Here is a 14,580-nt window from a genome sequence, read left to right as displayed (position 1 = left end):
TGCGGAGGACTTCGGTGCGCGCTTCGGCGAGCCGCAGCCTTGGCCAAGCCGGACCGTCTATGGCTGGGAGGCGAAGGGCAAGATCGCGCGCGCTACCGTCCAGAAACGGCTGGCCGAACTCGGCATTTGCCAGCCGGCCGACTGGCTCGAACCGGCTCCTGCACCATCCGATCAGAAAGGTACCGCCCCCATGAGCGGAAGCGCGACGCATCCCTTCTACGACATGCACACGCATGGCTTCGTTCGCCTCGCGACGAGTACGCCCAAGGTGCGCACAGCCGATATCGCCTATAATGCCGAGGGGATCCTCGAAACCGCGCACAAGGCGCATGCGCAGCATGTCGACCTGTTGCTCTATCCCGAACTGGCGCTGTCTTCCTATGCGATCGACGATTTGCATATGCAGCTCGCGCTGCTCGATGCGGTTGAAGCGCAGGTCGAGGCTATCATCGCCGCGTCGCGCGAGCTAAGCCCGGTGCTGGTCTTCGGGGCGCCGCTGCGCCGCAATGGCCGGATCTACAATTGCGCGCTGGTCGTCGCGCGGGGCGAATTGCTCGGCGTGGTACCCAAGAGCTTCCTGCCCAACTATCGCGAATATTACGAAAAGCGCTGGTTCGCGCATGGCCGCGAATGCGTCGGCCTGACGATCCGCTGTGGCGCCCGTGAGGTACCTTTCGGTACTGATCTGATCTTCGCCGCGGACGATCTGCCGGGGTTCACCTTTGGCATCGAGATCTGTGAGGATTTCTGGGCGCCCAATCCGCCCGGCACCATGGCCGCGCTGGCGGGTGCGACGATCCTGCTCAACCTTTCGGCGTCGAATATCGTCATCGGCAAGTCTGACGAACGCCATTTGCTCAGCCGCGCAAGCTCGAGCCGGTCGGTCTGCGCCTATGCCTATTCGGCCAGCGGGCATGGCGAAAGCACTACCGACCTCGCGTGGGACGGGCAGGGGATGATCTACGAGCTGGGCGATCTGATGGCCGAAAGCGTGCGCTTCGATCTGGCACCCGAACTGTGCGTCACCGATATCGATACGCAGCGCATCCTGTCCGAGCGGATGCGTATGCAGACCTTCAACGATGCCGCCGAGGCCGCCGGACGGCCCGAGGACTGGTATCGGCGGATCGCATTCGAGCGCGCCGCGCCGCGCGCCGATATCGGCCTCAACCGCCCGATCCGGCGGTTCCCCTTCGTGCCCAACCGCGCCGATAAGCTCGACGAGGACTGCTACGAGGCGTTCAACATCCAGGTCGATGCGCTCATGCGGCGGATCCAGGCAACCCGGCCGAAAAGCCTGACCATCGGTATCTCGGGCGGCCTCGACAGCACGCATGCGCTGATCGTCGCAGCCAAGGCGATGGACCGGCTGGGGCGGCCGCGCAGCGATATCCACGGCTATACCTTGCCCGGCTTCGCCACCTCGGACGACACCAAGTCGAATGCCTGGCGGCTGATGGAGGCCTTCGGCATAACCGCCGAGGAGATCGACATCTCGCCCACCGCGCGGCTGATGCTCGAAAACATCGGCCATGCCTTTGCCGATGGCGAGCCGGTCTATGACACGACCTTCGAGAACGTTCAGGCGGGCCTGCGCACCGACTACCTCTTCCGCTTGGCCGGCCAGAATGGCGGCTGGGTCATCGGCACCGGCGACCTCAGCGAGCTGGCGCTGGGGTGGTGTACCTACGGCGTGGGTGACCAGATGAGCCATTACGCGGTCAATTCGGGCGTGCCCAAGACGCTCATCCAGTACCTCATTCGCTGGACCACGCAGACCGCGCAATTCGATGCTGGCGTCGACGCCGTGCTTACCGACATTCTCGCCACCGAAATCAGCCCCGAGCTGGTTCCCGCAGGCGAGGACGGTGCGATCCAAAGCACCGAGTCGATCATCGGCCCCTACGAACTCAACGACTTCTTCCTCCACCACATCATCCGCTGGGGGCAGAAGCCCAGCCATGTCGCCTTCCTTTCGTGGCATGCGTGGAAGCAGGCGGACGCGGGTTTGTGGCCGATCGATTTTCCCGAAAAGTCTAAGAACGAATACGATCTCGCCACGATCGCGGCCTGGCTGGAGAAGTTTCTCAAGCGCTTCTTCGGTTACAGCCAGTTCAAGCGCAGCGCCATTCCCAATGGGCCCAAGGTCAGCGCGGGCGGCGCGCTGAGCCCGCGGGGCGACTGGCGCGCGCCCAGCGATGCTGTGGCCGATACATGGGTCGCCGAACTGGCCGCGGCCCTCCCGCCGCTGGATGGTGACTGACCATGTCGGCGCGGGCCTTGCTGATCATGATGATGTGCAACATCGTCTGGGCACTCAATATCGTCGTCAGCAAGGTGGCGATCGTCGACCTAGCTTCGCCGCCGCTGTTCTATGCGCTGCTGCGCTCGCTGATCGTGGCGATCGTCCTCATCCCGCTGCTGCGTCCGCTTCCCGAGAATCTCGGGCGTGTGCTGCTCATCGGCCTGGCGATCAGCGGGGGATCCTTTGCGCTGCTGTTCATGGGGCTGGTCACGGCCAGTCCCTCGGCTGCCGGGGTCGTCAGCCTGACCGGCGCGCCGATGACGGTGCTCTTCGCGATCCTGTTCCTGGGCGAGCGTATTCGCTGGCGCCGCGGGCTCGGGATCGGGCTGGCGTTCGGCGGTGTGCTGTTCGCCATGGCGGGCGAGAACCAGATGGAGACCAGCACCGGCCTGTTGCTGGTCTTCATCTCTGCAGTCGTGGGTGCGCTCGGCACGGTCTTCGTCAAACGGCTCGACCTGTCATCGATCCGTTTGCAGGCATGGGCGGCGCTCGCCTCGGTAGCGGTGCTGTTGCCGCTGACCGCGGTGATGGAAAGCGGGCAGGTCGCGTCGCTGGCCACGTCGCCGTGGAAGCTCGCCGCATGCCTGTTCTTCGCCGCAATCGTGGTCTCGGTCGGCGCGCATACCGCCTATTACCGGATGCTGCGCGAATACGATGCCAATCTGATCGTGCCGCTGACGCTGTTCACGCCGATCCTGACCATCGTCTTCGGCGCGTGGCTGACGGGGGACGCGATCGGCGGGCGGCTGGTCGTTGGCGGCGGCATTGCACTGGCCGGCGTCGCCATCATCGTGCTGCGGCCGAGCGAAACCTTCACGCGCCGGTTCCTGGTCCGCCCGCGGTTCTGATCAGCCGAGCTTTACTGTCCAGCCATGGGTATCGGCAACGGCACCCTTCTGGATGGCGACTAGTTTCTCGCGGACCTTGTTGGTCACCTGGCCGGTACCCCCGCTGCCGATGGTGAACTCTCCATCGGGGCCAAGTACGGTGCCGACCGCGGTGACCACTGCGGCGGTGCCGCATGCCATGGTCTCGAGCAGGCGACCCGTGGTGGCGTCGATTCGCCACTGGTCGATGCTGTAAGGCTCCTCGCGCACCTGCAGGCCTTCTTCGCGCAGCAACTGGATCAGGCTGTCGCGGGTGATACCGGGCAGAATCGTGCCTGTCAGCGGCGGGGTGATCACGCTGCCGTCGTCGAACACGAAGAACAGGTTCATCCCGCCCAGTTCCTCTACCCATTTCTTCTCGACCGCATCGAGGAAGACGACCTGGTCGCAGCCATTCTCGATGCCTTCGGCCTGCGGGACCAGGCTGGCGGCGTAATTCCCGCCTGTCTTGGCCGCGCCGGTCCCGCCTGGCGCAGCGCGTGTGTAATTGCGGCTGACCCAGATTTTCACCGACTGCGCGCCAGCCTTGAAATAGCCGCCGACGGGTGATGCAATCAGCACATATTTGTACTGCCGCGCGGGCCGCACGCCGAGAAAGGCTTCGGAAGCGAACATGAAGGGCCGCAGGTAGAGCGCGCCATCGGCAATCGTCGGTACCCAGTCGCGATCGCGGGTGACCAGCTGGCGGATCGATTCGAGAAACAGTTCTTCGGGCAGTTCGGGCATCGCCATCCGCCGCGCGCTTTCATTGAAGCGGCGTGCGTTCTGCTCGGGCCGGAAGAGCGCAAGCGAGCCGTCTTCCTGCTTGTAGGCTTTCATGCCCTCGAAGATTTCCTGCGCGTAATGCAGCACGGCCGCCGCCGGATCGAGGCTGATCGGCTCGCGCGCGCCCAGCGTCGCCTTGTACCATCCGCCCTTGTCGGCATCGTAATCGATCACGACCATGTGATCGGTGAACAGCTTGCCGAAACCGGGGTCGAGAAGCGCCTGCTGGCGGGTTTCGCCGGGGACGGGGGCGGGGTGGGGAAGATGCTCGAAATCCATGCAGCGCGGGTAATCGGAAGGCGCGCGCGAGGCAAGGATGAGTCTGATGGGGGCCTGTCACCGGCAAAAACCGAGGGATGCGGCGAAGGCGGGAAACCGGTCCGGTTTGGACCCGACACAATGAGAAGGGCAGCCCCACGCCCGTAGGTGGAACTGCCCTTCGCATGGTCAGCGGCGGGAAGTGCCGCTCACGAAGCCTCTAAGGGTTTGGTTTTACCGATAGTGCTCCGCGCGGAAACTTGCCGACCTCTCTGCTGAACCATGAGACATCGGATCACCTCCTTTCGCGCTGTTTAGAGCCAAAGTACCCCGTCTCCGGGGAACAAGACCGCGTTTCGCCGCTGATCTTGTGGATATATTTGAGTCTTCCAGAGGGTTAAAACAACCCTTGTAAAAAAGTTTTCCCACGTCAGAATTGGCGTTTCTGGCTCGGATCGGTTTCCGGGCCATTTTTGTGCCTGCTCGCCGCGGTCGTGCCGGAGGCTGCCGATCCTGCGACTCCGCTCAGCGGCATTCCTCGATCACGCGGGTAACCTCGGCCCAAGCCGGAAGGTAAAGTGTGGATAAGCCCGAAGTCTCCACAGCGAATCGCCCGCGCGTCAGCGCCATTGCATCGAGCAGCGGATCGCGCGCGTCGAGATAGGCGATCGATCGGGGCCGCCCGGCGCTGTCGGGAGTGAAGGCGCGGGCGGGCAGCGCGCGGTCGGCGGTTTCGGTCCGGATGATCATCTGGCCTGCGCCGCCCGACATGGCAGTCCGCACCAGCCCGACCTGCCCATCGGAGGCGAGGCACAGCAAGGAGAAAGCAGGCGCGCCGCCGCTATCGACAAATTGCGCGAGCGCATTCTCCCCGAGGTCCGAATAGGTCCAGTTGCCGGCGGTCTGCGGGCGGTCGATCCAGTTCTCTGCCGGGGCGGGCGCGGGCATCGGGGGCCGCGGTGCCGGGGTAGTCGCAACCGGCGTCGGTGCGGGCGTGGGCGCGGGCGTCGGCTGCGGAGCGGGCACGCAGGCGGCGATGGTGAAGCTCAGCGCCAGCGCGCCACCCAGATGCAAATAGATCGGTTTCATGCCTGCACAATGATCGCTAACGCGCATGTTTCCAATGCCGAAAAAGATGCGCCTCGATCAAATGCTGGTGGACCGCGGGCTCGTGGAGAGCCGGACGCGCGCGCAGGCGCTGGTCATGGCGGGGCTGGTGTTCAGCGGCGAACAGAAACTGGCCAAGCCCGGCCAGCAATTGCCAATGGACGCGGCGCTCGACGTGCGCGGGCGCGATCACCCCTGGGTGTCGCGCGGCGGGATCAAGCTGGCGCATGCGATCGAACATTTCGACCTCGACCCGCGCGGCGCGGTGGCAATGGACATCGGCAGTTCGACCGGCGGCTTCACCGACGTATTGCTGCAGGGCGGGGCGGAGCATGTCTTCGCAGTCGACAGCGGGACCAACCAGCTGGCGTGGAAACTGCGGCAGGACGAGCGCGTCACCGTGCTCGAACAGACCAGCGCGCGCATCCTCACGCCGGACATGATCGACCGGCCGTGCGATTGGGTGGTGTGCGATGCCAGCTTCATCGGGCTGGCCAAGGTACTCGATCGCCCGCTCGAAATCGCAGCGCCGCAGTGCCGCCTCGTCGCGCTGATCAAGCCGCAATTCGAGGTCGGGCGCGAGGAAGTGGGCAAGAAGGGCGTGGTCAGCGACCCCGCACTGCACCGCCGCGTTTGCGGCGAAGTGTGCGACTGGGTCGAAGGACTGGGCTTTACCGTACAGGGCATCGTGGAAAGCCCGATCACCGGCCCCGAAGGCAATGTCGAGTTCCTCATCAGCGCCGAGAGAAGCGCGCCGCGCGATTGACCTTGCGCCTCGCTTGGCACTAGTCGCACATCAAAACCTATTCACGGAGAGAGCATGTCCGCCAATATCGCCGAAATGGAACGCCGCCGCGATGCCGCCAAGATGGGCGGCGGGCAGAAGCGGATCGACGCGCAGCACGCCAAGGGCAAGCTGACTGCGCGCGAGAGGCTCGATATATTGCTCGATGAAGGCAGCTTCGAGGAACTCGACACCTATGTCGAACATGACTGCGTCGATTTCGGCATGCAGGACCAGAAGATCCCCGGCGACGGCGTGGTCACCGGGTCGGGCACGATCAACGGCCGGCTGGTCTATGTCTTCAGCCAGGATTTCACCGTCTTCGGCGGCTCGCTGTCGAAACGCCATGCGGAGAAGATCTGCAAGGTGATGGACACCGCGATGAAGGTCGGCGCGCCGGTAATCGGCCTCAACGACAGCGGCGGCGCGCGCATCCAGGAAGGCGTCGCCAGCCTCGGCGGCTATGCCGAGGTGTTCCAGCGCAACGTGCTCGCCAGCGGCGTGGTGCCGCAGATCAGCCTGATCATGGGGCCATGCGCGGGCGGGGCGGTCTACAGCCCGGCGATGACCGACTTCATCTTCATGGTCGAAGACAGTAGCTACATGTTCGTCACCGGCCCCGACGTGGTGAAGACGGTAACCAATGAGGTCGTGACGCAGGAAGAGCTGGGCGGCGCGAAGACGCATACGACCAAGACCTCGGTCGCCGACAACAGCTTCGAGAACGATATCGAGACGCTGCTCGCGACGCGCGATTTCTTCGATTACCTGCCGCTGTCCAACCGCGAGGACGTGCCCGAGCGCCCGACGAGCGATGCCTGGGACCGCGAGGAGCCGAGCCTCGACACGCTGATCCCCGACAATGCCAACCAGCCTTACGACATGCACGAAGTCATCCGTAAGACGCTGGACGAAGGCGATTTCTTCGAAGTGCAGCCGGGCCATGCGGCGAACATCATCTGCGGCTTCGGCCGGGTCGAGGGGCGCACGGTGGGCGTGGTCGCCAACCAGCCGATGGTGCTCGCGGGCGTGCTCGACATCAACTCATCGAAGAAAGCCGCGCGTTTCGTGCGCTTCTGCGATGCTTTCGAAATCCCGATCCTGACCTTCGTCGACGTGCCCGGCTTCCTCCCCGGCACCAGCCAGGAACACAACGGCATTATCAAGCACGGCGCGAAGCTATTGTTCGCCTATGCCGAGGCGACCGTGCCCAAGATCACCGTGATCACCCGCAAGGCCTATGGCGGCGCCTATGACGTGATGGCCTCCAAGCACCTGCGCGGCGACCTCAACTACGCCTGGCCGACCGCCGAGATCGCGGTGATGGGCGCCAAGGGCGCGGTGGAGATCATCTTCCGCCAGGACCGCGACAATCCCGACAAGATCGCCGAGAAGACCAAGGAATACGAAGACCGCTTCGCCAACCCCTTCGTCGCGGCAAGCCGCGGCTATATCGACGAGGTGATCTACCCGCATTCCACGCGCAAGCGGATTGCGCTGGGGCTACGCAAGCTGCGAACCAAGCAGCTCGAGAACCCGTGGAAGAAACATGACAACATTCCGCTTTAGATGGTGAAGCGACTTTATAGCGCTCTGACGTCTTCGATAGTCAATGCGGGGACCGCATTAGGCTTAGCTGCGGGCGTGGTGATCGGAGTAATTTCGGCTTCTGGGTTCAATTTCTCGGCTGGAGATGCCGCGAGGTTTGTCGGAGCCCTTTTAGGAGCTCTCATTGCTGTAGCCGGTGCAGTGATCCTCCACTATCTCAAAGAAAGAGAATTGCGCGACGAGAGACGGAAGATGCTTCTCGATATGTGCGTGACTGCGAGGGCTTTCGGACTCAAAGCTGTTAGCCAGATTGATGAGGACGAGGCGAAATCGGAAATCCTTGCTGGAGCAAAGGTCTTCGAAAAGCAGTTCCAGAGATGTCGAAGATTTGCGGAGAAGTTTGAATTCGAGGACTCGAGCATCAACGAGGCTCTTAGTTGGTTAGATACCCGAGGCGGTGAATCACCAAACGACGTGGAGGAATTGGCTTCTTTTGGAGAGGGCTACAGCTATTTGAGGGCGGCACTTGTATTTCGCACTAACGCAGTCGCAGATTGCGTTAACGTCATGGAAGGCCGCAAAGAGGAGATGTTAGCATCCTCGGAGGATTGGATAGAATGAAACTCGGCCGTCTCAACCATATCGGCGTCGCGACGCCCTCGATTGCGGAATCGCTGCGTTATTATCGCGATGTCATGGGCGCGAGCATTACGCATGAGCCGTTCGATCTCGAGGAACAGGGGGTGACGGTCTGCTTCGTCGACACGCCTGGCGAGAACGGGACCAATGGCACGCAGATCGAGCTGATCGAGCCGCTGGGCGAGCAGTCCACGCTGACCGGTTTCCTCGCCAAGAACCCCGCCGGGGGACAGCATCATGTCTGCTACGAGGTCGAGGACATCGAGGACGCGCGTAAGTGGTTCGAGGACATGGGTAAGCGCATCCTCGGCCCCACGCGCATCGGCGCGCACGGCACGCCGATCTTCTTCCTGCACCCCAAGGACATGATGGGCCAGCTGACCGAGATCATGGAAACGCCCAAGGACGACGCGCACTGGTCGAACTGAGGGGTGTGGGAGAACTGATCGCGCCCCACCAACCTTTATCGTCACCCCCGCGCAGGCGGGGGTCCAGCTGACCTGGCGAGATTGAACGACCGTTATCTGGATCCCCGCCTGCGCGGGGATGACGGGAAAAGACGGCGGAATATGAGAGGAACTTCGATGCTATTCTACGACAGCCCGAACCCGGCGCCCAATCCGCGCCGCGTGCGTATCTTCGCCGCCGAGAAGGGCATCGAGCTGCCGAGCAAGGAAGTCTCGATCCCCAAGCGCGAGCAGAAGGCGGAGGACTTCGTCGCCAAGAACCCGCGCGGGCAGACGCCGATCCTCGAGCTCGATGACGGCACGGTGATCGCCGAAAGCGTCGCGATCATGCGGTACCTCGAAGCCGAGCATCCCGAGCCGCCGCTGTTCGGCACCACCGCGCTCGAAATCGCCCAAATCGAGATGTGGTGCCGCCGGGTCGAAATGATCCTCATGCCGCCGGTGGGCGCGGTGTGGGTGCATACGCATCCTTTCACCGCCGCGCTTCCGGGCCGCAATGCGGAATGGGGCGAGGCCAACCGGCCGCGGGTGGCCGAGGCGATGCGCTTCTTCGACGAATCGCTCGGCGCGGGCGACCACCTTGCCGGCGACGATTTCTCCGCCGCGGATATCCTGCTGCTGACCACGATCGATTTCGCCAAATTCGTCGGCCTCGAAATGCCCGGCGAATGTTCGGGGCTGGCGGCATGGCACGAGCGCGTGTCGGCACGTCCCAGCGCGGCCGCCTGAATTCCGGCCCGCTACGCAAGGCTCTTGCACGCGGGCGTCATCGCAGCCAAGGTCGGTAGCGAAAAGAAACCTTTGGGAGAGACGCGTGAGCTACGAAACCATCATCGTCGAGAAAGACGGCCCGCTGACCACCATCACGCTCAACCGGCCCGACCGGCTGAACGCGATGCCGCCGCAGATGGCGGACGAAATCGGCGCGGCTTTCTACGATCTGGGTGACAGCCGCGCTGTGCTGATCACCGGCGCGGGCAAGGGTTTCTGCTCGGGCGCCGATCTCGCCGCGCGGGGCGAGGGCAGCGCGCTGCAGAACAAGGGCGGCAGCCACCGCGCCCTGCAGAACCATTACAACCCGGCGATCAACCAGGTGCTGCGCGCCGACGTGCCCGTGATCTGCGCGGTCAACGGCCCTGCCGCGGGCGTCGGCTGCAGCCTCGCGCTGGCGGGCGACTTCGTGCTTGCGGGCAAGAGCGCCTATTTCCTCCAGGCCTTCGTCAATATCGGCCTCGTCCCCGATGGCGGGTCGACCTGGCTGCTCAGCCGCGCGATCGGCCGCGCGCGCGCCACGCGGATGATGATGCTGGGCGAGAAGATCGGCGCGAACCAAGCCGAGGACTGGGGGCTGATCTACAAGGCCTGCGATGACGATGCGCTGATCGGCGAAGCCCGGGCGCTGGCGCACAAGCTCGCCAATGGCCCGACGCTGGCCTACGCCACGATGAAGAAGAACATCGCCACCGCGCTGGACGGCACCATCACCGAAGTACTACTGGCCGAAGCCGAGGGCCAGCGGCTGGCGGGCGCGAGCAAGGATGCGATGGAAGGCGGCATGGCCTTCCTCCAGAAGCGCAAGCCGGACTTCAAGGGCGAGTAGCGCCACTCGGCAATAGAATCATCGTCATTCCCGCGAAGGCGGGAATCCATCTACCTTGGCTATCGATCGCAAGGTTATCTGGACCCCCGCCTTCGCGGGGGTGACGGGGAAGGAGGGTGGTTTGCACCGCGCCCGCTCTTTTCCTGTGCATACGATTGTGGTTTAGGACCGTGCATGACCGACAAGCCGACTTATGACGATTGGAAGCCCCTCGCCGACAAGGAAGTGAAGGGGCGCGATCTCACCTGGCACACACCCGAAGGGATCGCGGTAAAGCCGCTGTATACGTCGCAGGACACCGCCGCGCTGGTCGATCCCGGGGTGCCGGGGATCGCCCCGTTCACGCGCGGGCCCTACGCCTCGATGTACACCGGGCGCCCGTGGACCATCCGCCAGTACGCTGGCTTCTCCACGGCAGAGGAATCGAACGCCTTCTATCGCCGCAACCTTGCCGCCGGGCAGAAGGGTCTGTCGGTCGCATTCGATCTCGCCACGCACCGCGGCTATGACAGCGATCACCCGCGCGTGGTCGGCGATGTCGGCAAGGCGGGCGTCGCGATCGATACCGTGCGCGACATGGAGATCCTGTTCGACCAGATCCCGCTCGACACGATGAGCGTATCGATGACGATGAACGGCGCGGTCATCCCCGTTCTGGCCTTCTACATCGTTGCCGCCGAACGGCAGGGCGTCGCCCAGGACAAGCTGGCCGGGACCATCCAGAACGACATCCTCAAGGAGTTCATGGTCCGCAACACCTATATCTACCCGCCCGAACCGAGCATGCGGATCGTTTCGGACATCATCGCATATACTTCGGCCAACATGCCGAAATTCAACAGCATTTCGATTTCGGGCTATCACATGCACGAAGCCGGGGCGACCGCGGTGCAGGAACTGGCCTTCACCATCGCCGACGGCAAGGAATACGCCAAGCGCGCGATGGAAGCGGGCCTCGATATCGATGCCTTCGCGCCGCGCCTGTCCTTCTTCTGGGGCATCGGCATGAACTTCTTCATGGAGATCGCCAAGATGCGCGCCGCGCGCGCGCTGTGGCACGATGTCATGGAAGGGCTGGGGGCGCAGAACCCCAAGTCGAAGATGCTGCGCACGCATTGCCAGACCAGCGGCGTGAGCCTGCAGGAGCAGGACCCCTACAACAACGTCATCCGCACCACGGTGGAAGCAATGGCGGCGGTGCTGGGCGGAACGCAGTCGCTGCACACCAACGCGTTGGACGAGGCGATCGCGCTGCCGACCGATTTCAGCGCCCGCATCGCGCGCAACACGCAGCTGGTGATCCAGGAGGAGACCGGCATCACCAATGTCGCCGATCCGCTGGGCGGCAGCTATTACATCGAAAGCCTCACCGCCGCGCTGGTCGAACAGGCCAAGGCCATGCTCGACGAGGTCGAGGCGGCGGGCGGGATGACCGAATATGTCGCCAGCGGCAAACCCAAGGCGGCGATCGAAAGCGCCGCCGCGGCCAAGCAGGCGAGCGTCGATCGCGGCGAAACGGTGATCGTGGGCGTCAACAAGTACCGCCGCGAGACGGAGGACGAGATCGACACCCTCGACATCGACAATCACGCGGTGCGCCAGAGCCAGATCGCGCGGCTGCAGGAAGTCCGCGCCAAACGCGATGAATTCGCCTGCAAGGCCGCGCTCGACACGCTGGCTCGCGGGGCGGCCCAGCGCGAAGGCAATCTGCTCGCATTGGCGGTCGAGGCTGCGCGGCACGATGCGACCTTGGGCGAGATCAGCCAGGCGATGGAAGACGCCTATGGCCGCTACGACACGCTGCCGACACCCGTGCGCGGGATCTATTCCAGGGCCTATGCCGAGGATGATCGCTACCAGCAGGTGGTCGAAGGCGTGAAAGCGGTGGAGCGCCGCCTGGGCCGCGCGCCCCGGCTGATGGTCGCGAAGATGGGGCAGGACGGCCACGACCGCGGCGCCAATGTCATCGCCAGCGCCTTTGGCGATATGGGCTTCGAGGTCGTTTCGGGCCCGCTGTTCCAGACGCCTGCGGAAACCCGCGACATGGCGCTGGAGAAGGATGTCGATGCCATCGGCGCGAGCAGCCTTGCGGCGGGTCACAAGACGCTGATCCCCGAACTGATCGGGCTGCTGAAGGAGGCGGGCCGTAGTGACATCAAGGTGATCGCCGGCGGCGTGATCCCGCAGAAGGATTACGACTTCCTGCGTGATGCCGGGGTGCAGGGCATCTACGGCCCGGGCAGCAATGTCGTGGAATGCGCCGCCGACGTGCTGCGCCTGCTGGGCCACAACATGCCGCCTGCGGGCGAGGATCTGGACGAGGCAACTGAGTAGTGAGCGCATCTTCGTCCCCTACCTTCCTGCCGCTTGCTGCCATGATGTTCGCGGCCGGACTGGGCATTCCGGTTTTCGCGGCGCTTAACGCGGGGCTCGGCCAACAGCTCGGCGGGCCGGTCGCGGCAACGGCGGTCACTTTCGCGATCGGTTTTGTCATCGCCACCGCGATGCTGGTTTTCACCGGGTTTCCCGCCGCCAGCACGTTCACATTCGAACGGCCCTGGTTGTGGATCGGTGCCGTCGTGATGCTGTTCTACGCCACTTCGGTGGCCTATTCCGCGCCGCGTATCGGGCTGGGCAATGCGATCTTCTTCGTGCTGCTGGGCCAGATCGTCGCTGCGGCGATTATCGACCATTTCGGCCTGCTTGGCTCCATCCAGAGCGCGATCACCCCCAAGCGCGCGCTCGGGCTGGCGGTCATGGCATTCGGCCTTTACCTTGCCAGGAAGCCTGTATGACCCACATCCGCACCGACTGGACCCGCGACGAGATCGCGGCGCTGTTCGACCTTCCCTTTACCGAACTGCTGTTCCAGGCCGCGACAGTCCACCGCGAGTTTCACCCGCCAAGCCAAGTCCAGCTGTGCACGCTGCTCAGCATCAAGACCGGCGGGTGCCCGGAAGATTGCGGCTATTGCTCGCAGTCGGTGAAGGCCGACAGCGGGGTTGAGGCGACCAAGCTGATGGATGTCCGCGCGGTGCTGCAATCCGCGGCGCAGGCGAAGGACGCGGGTTCGCAGCGCTTCTGCATGGGCGCCGCCTGGCGCAATCCCAAGGACCGCGACATGCCCGCGATCGTCGAGATCGTGAAAGGCGTGCGCGCGATGGGGCTGGAGACCTGCATGACGCTGGGCATGCTGACGCCGAAACAGGCCGACATGCTCAAGGAAGCGGGCCTCGACTATTACAATCACAATGTCGACACCGGCCCCGAATATTACGAGCGGGTGATTTCCAGCCGCAAGTACGAGGACCGGCTCGATACGCTGCAGAACGTCCGCGATGCAGGCATCAACGTGTGCAGCGGCGGGATCGTGGGCATGGGTGAGACGCGCAGCGACCGGGTGGGCTTCGTCCACACGCTCGCCACGCTGGAACGCCATCCCGAAAGCGTGCCGGTCAACGCGCTGGTCCCGGTCAAGGGCACGGTGCTGGGCGACATGCTGGCCGATACCCCGCTCGCCAAGATCGACGATATCGAATTCGTCCGCACCGTGGCGGTCGCGCGCATCACCATGCCGATGAGCATGGTGCGCCTGTCCGCCGGACGCGAGAGCATGAGCGAGGCCACGCAGGCGCTGTGCTTCCTCGCCGGGGCGAATTCGATCTTCACCGGCGACAAGCTGCTCACCGCGCCCAATGCGGGCGACGACACCGACGCCGCATTGTTCGCCAAGCTGGGCCTGACGGCGCTGCAGCAGGAAGAACCGATGCGCGCCTGCAAGGTGGCCGAGCCGGCCGAATGATCATCCTGTCGTCCCTGCTGCTGACTGCGCAGGCCGCTGCCGGCATGCCCGACTGCGCCGACCCGCAAGTGCAAAGCGAGATGAACATCTGCGCGCATCGGGAATGGGAGCAGGCCGATGCCGAACTGAACGCGCTGTGGCCGCAAGTGCGTGCGATCATGCAGCGCGAGGACGGTTATGCGGTCGAGGATGACCAGCCGGGTTATTGGGAAAGCCTGCTGGCAGCCCAGCGCGCCTGGATCGCGTACCGCGACGCGCACTGCCGGCTGTCGAGCTACGATGCGCGCGGGGGAACGATGCAACCGCTCCTCCACAGCACCTGCATGACCGCTCTGACCGAGCGGAGAACCGAAGAACTGCGCGAATTGACGCGCAATCAGATGTCCGGCGAAGCGAAACCCGGAACGGAGAACTGACA

Annotated in this window: 14 protein-coding genes; 12 read left to right on the top strand and 2 right to left on the bottom strand. The window is 64.1% G+C overall.

The window, feature by feature from the left end:
* Positions 1-190: 190 nt before the first annotated feature.
* Positions 191-2,263, top strand: a complete 2,073-nt coding sequence (locus J2S32_RS03925; RefSeq protein ID WP_253522925.1) for an NAD(+) synthase — start codon at positions 191-193, stop codon at positions 2,261-2,263.
* A 2-nt stretch (positions 2,264-2,265) separates the two neighbouring features.
* Positions 2,266-3,153 (top strand): DMT family transporter, encoded by an 888-nt coding sequence (locus J2S32_RS03920; protein WP_253516581.1) that lies wholly within the window; start codon positions 2,266-2,268, stop codon positions 3,151-3,153.
* On the opposite strand, the gene J2S32_RS03915 is transcribed toward J2S32_RS03920, so the two are convergent.
* Positions 3,154-4,236 (bottom strand): branched-chain amino acid aminotransferase, encoded by a 1,083-nt coding sequence (locus J2S32_RS03915; protein WP_253516579.1) that lies wholly within the window; start codon positions 4,234-4,236, stop codon positions 3,154-3,156.
* A gap of 504 nt (positions 4,237-4,740) precedes the next feature.
* On the bottom strand, positions 4,741-5,304 hold the full coding sequence (locus tag J2S32_RS03910; RefSeq protein WP_253516577.1) for a hypothetical protein: 564 nt from the start codon (positions 5,302-5,304) through the stop codon (positions 4,741-4,743).
* A 46-nt stretch (positions 5,305-5,350) separates the two neighbouring features.
* Between J2S32_RS03910 and J2S32_RS03905 the strand changes: the two genes are divergently transcribed.
* The 10 genes from J2S32_RS03905 (at position 5,351) to J2S32_RS03860 (ending at position 14,578) form a co-directional block, all read left to right on the top strand.
* The gene (locus J2S32_RS03905) at positions 5,351-6,088 is read left to right on the top strand and encodes a TlyA family RNA methyltransferase (RefSeq protein WP_253516575.1); all 738 of its coding nucleotides are present in this window, start codon (positions 5,351-5,353) and stop codon (positions 6,086-6,088) included.
* Between the two features lie 54 nt (positions 6,089-6,142).
* Positions 6,143-7,675, top strand: coding sequence for an acyl-CoA carboxylase subunit beta (locus J2S32_RS03900; protein ID WP_063511210.1), 1,533 nt, complete (start codon positions 6,143-6,145; stop codon positions 7,673-7,675).
* A gap of 78 nt (positions 7,676-7,753) precedes the next feature.
* Positions 7,754-8,275, top strand: coding sequence for a hypothetical protein (locus J2S32_RS03895; protein ID WP_253516573.1), 522 nt, complete (start codon positions 7,754-7,756; stop codon positions 8,273-8,275).
* Entirely contained in the window at positions 8,272-8,721 is a 450-nt protein-coding gene (gene mce / locus J2S32_RS03890) for a methylmalonyl-CoA epimerase (protein WP_050599937.1), read from the top strand. Before J2S32_RS03895 ends, mce begins: the two co-directional genes overlap by 4 nt.
* 156 nt (positions 8,722-8,877) lie before the next feature.
* Positions 8,878-9,489, top strand: a complete 612-nt coding sequence (locus J2S32_RS03885; RefSeq protein ID WP_253516571.1) for a glutathione S-transferase family protein — start codon at positions 8,878-8,880, stop codon at positions 9,487-9,489.
* An 85-nt stretch (positions 9,490-9,574) separates the two neighbouring features.
* The gene (locus tag J2S32_RS03880; protein ID WP_253516569.1) at positions 9,575-10,360 is read left to right on the top strand and encodes an enoyl-CoA hydratase-related protein; all 786 of its coding nucleotides are present in this window, start codon (positions 9,575-9,577) and stop codon (positions 10,358-10,360) included.
* A 174-nt stretch (positions 10,361-10,534) separates the two neighbouring features.
* The gene (gene scpA / locus J2S32_RS03875; RefSeq protein WP_253516566.1) at positions 10,535-12,694 is read left to right on the top strand and encodes a methylmalonyl-CoA mutase; all 2,160 of its coding nucleotides are present in this window, start codon (positions 10,535-10,537) and stop codon (positions 12,692-12,694) included.
* Complete coding sequence (locus J2S32_RS03870) at positions 12,694-13,155, top strand: DMT family transporter (RefSeq protein ID WP_253516552.1); 462 nt, start codon at positions 12,694-12,696, stop codon at positions 13,153-13,155. The genes scpA and J2S32_RS03870 overlap by 1 nt, the downstream gene beginning before the upstream one ends.
* Positions 13,152-14,162 (top strand): biotin synthase BioB, encoded by a 1,011-nt coding sequence (gene bioB, locus J2S32_RS03865; RefSeq protein ID WP_253516549.1) that lies wholly within the window; start codon positions 13,152-13,154, stop codon positions 14,160-14,162. The genes J2S32_RS03870 and bioB overlap by 4 nt, the downstream gene beginning before the upstream one ends.
* Positions 14,159-14,578, top strand: a complete 420-nt coding sequence (locus J2S32_RS03860; RefSeq protein ID WP_253516535.1) for a lysozyme inhibitor LprI family protein — start codon at positions 14,159-14,161, stop codon at positions 14,576-14,578. The genes bioB and J2S32_RS03860 overlap by 4 nt, the downstream gene beginning before the upstream one ends.
* The last annotated feature ends 2 nt before the right edge of the window (positions 14,579-14,580 follow it).

The organism is Qipengyuania citrea (genome assembly GCF_024171405.1).
GTDB classification, from domain to species: Bacteria; Pseudomonadota; Alphaproteobacteria; order Sphingomonadales; family Sphingomonadaceae; genus Qipengyuania; species Qipengyuania profunda.
The sequence above is the reverse complement of the archived record's forward strand: the minus strand, read 5'-3'. Positions and strand labels throughout refer to the sequence as shown.

Bases quoted from the DNA above. Each gene is read 5' to 3' on its own strand.
- J2S32_RS03905 (WP_253516575.1), top strand. From the start codon at position 5,351: ATGCGCCTCGATCAAATGCTGGTGGACCGCGGGCTCGTGGAGAGCCGG.
- J2S32_RS03920 (WP_253516581.1), top strand. From the start codon at position 2,266: ATGTCGGCGCGGGCCTTGCTGATCATGATGATGTGCAACATCGTCTGG.
- scpA (WP_253516566.1), top strand. From the start codon at position 10,535: ATGACCGACAAGCCGACTTATGACGATTGGAAGCCCCTCGCCGACAAG.
- J2S32_RS03860 (WP_253516535.1), top strand. From the start codon at position 14,159: ATGATCATCCTGTCGTCCCTGCTGCTGACTGCGCAGGCCGCTGCCGGC.
- J2S32_RS03900 (WP_063511210.1), top strand. From the start codon at position 6,143: ATGTCCGCCAATATCGCCGAAATGGAACGCCGCCGCGATGCCGCCAAG.
- mce (WP_050599937.1), top strand. From the start codon at position 8,272: ATGAAACTCGGCCGTCTCAACCATATCGGCGTCGCGACGCCCTCGATT.
- J2S32_RS03925 (WP_253522925.1), top strand. From the start codon at position 191: ATGAGCGGAAGCGCGACGCATCCCTTCTACGACATGCACACGCATGGC.
- J2S32_RS03885 (WP_253516571.1), top strand. From the start codon at position 8,878: ATGCTATTCTACGACAGCCCGAACCCGGCGCCCAATCCGCGCCGCGTG.
- bioB (WP_253516549.1), top strand. From the start codon at position 13,152: ATGACCCACATCCGCACCGACTGGACCCGCGACGAGATCGCGGCGCTG.
- J2S32_RS03910 (WP_253516577.1), bottom strand. From the start codon at position 5,304: ATGAAACCGATCTATTTGCATCTGGGTGGCGCGCTGGCGCTGAGCTTC.
- J2S32_RS03915 (WP_253516579.1), bottom strand. From the start codon at position 4,236: ATGGATTTCGAGCATCTTCCCCACCCCGCCCCCGTCCCCGGCGAAACC.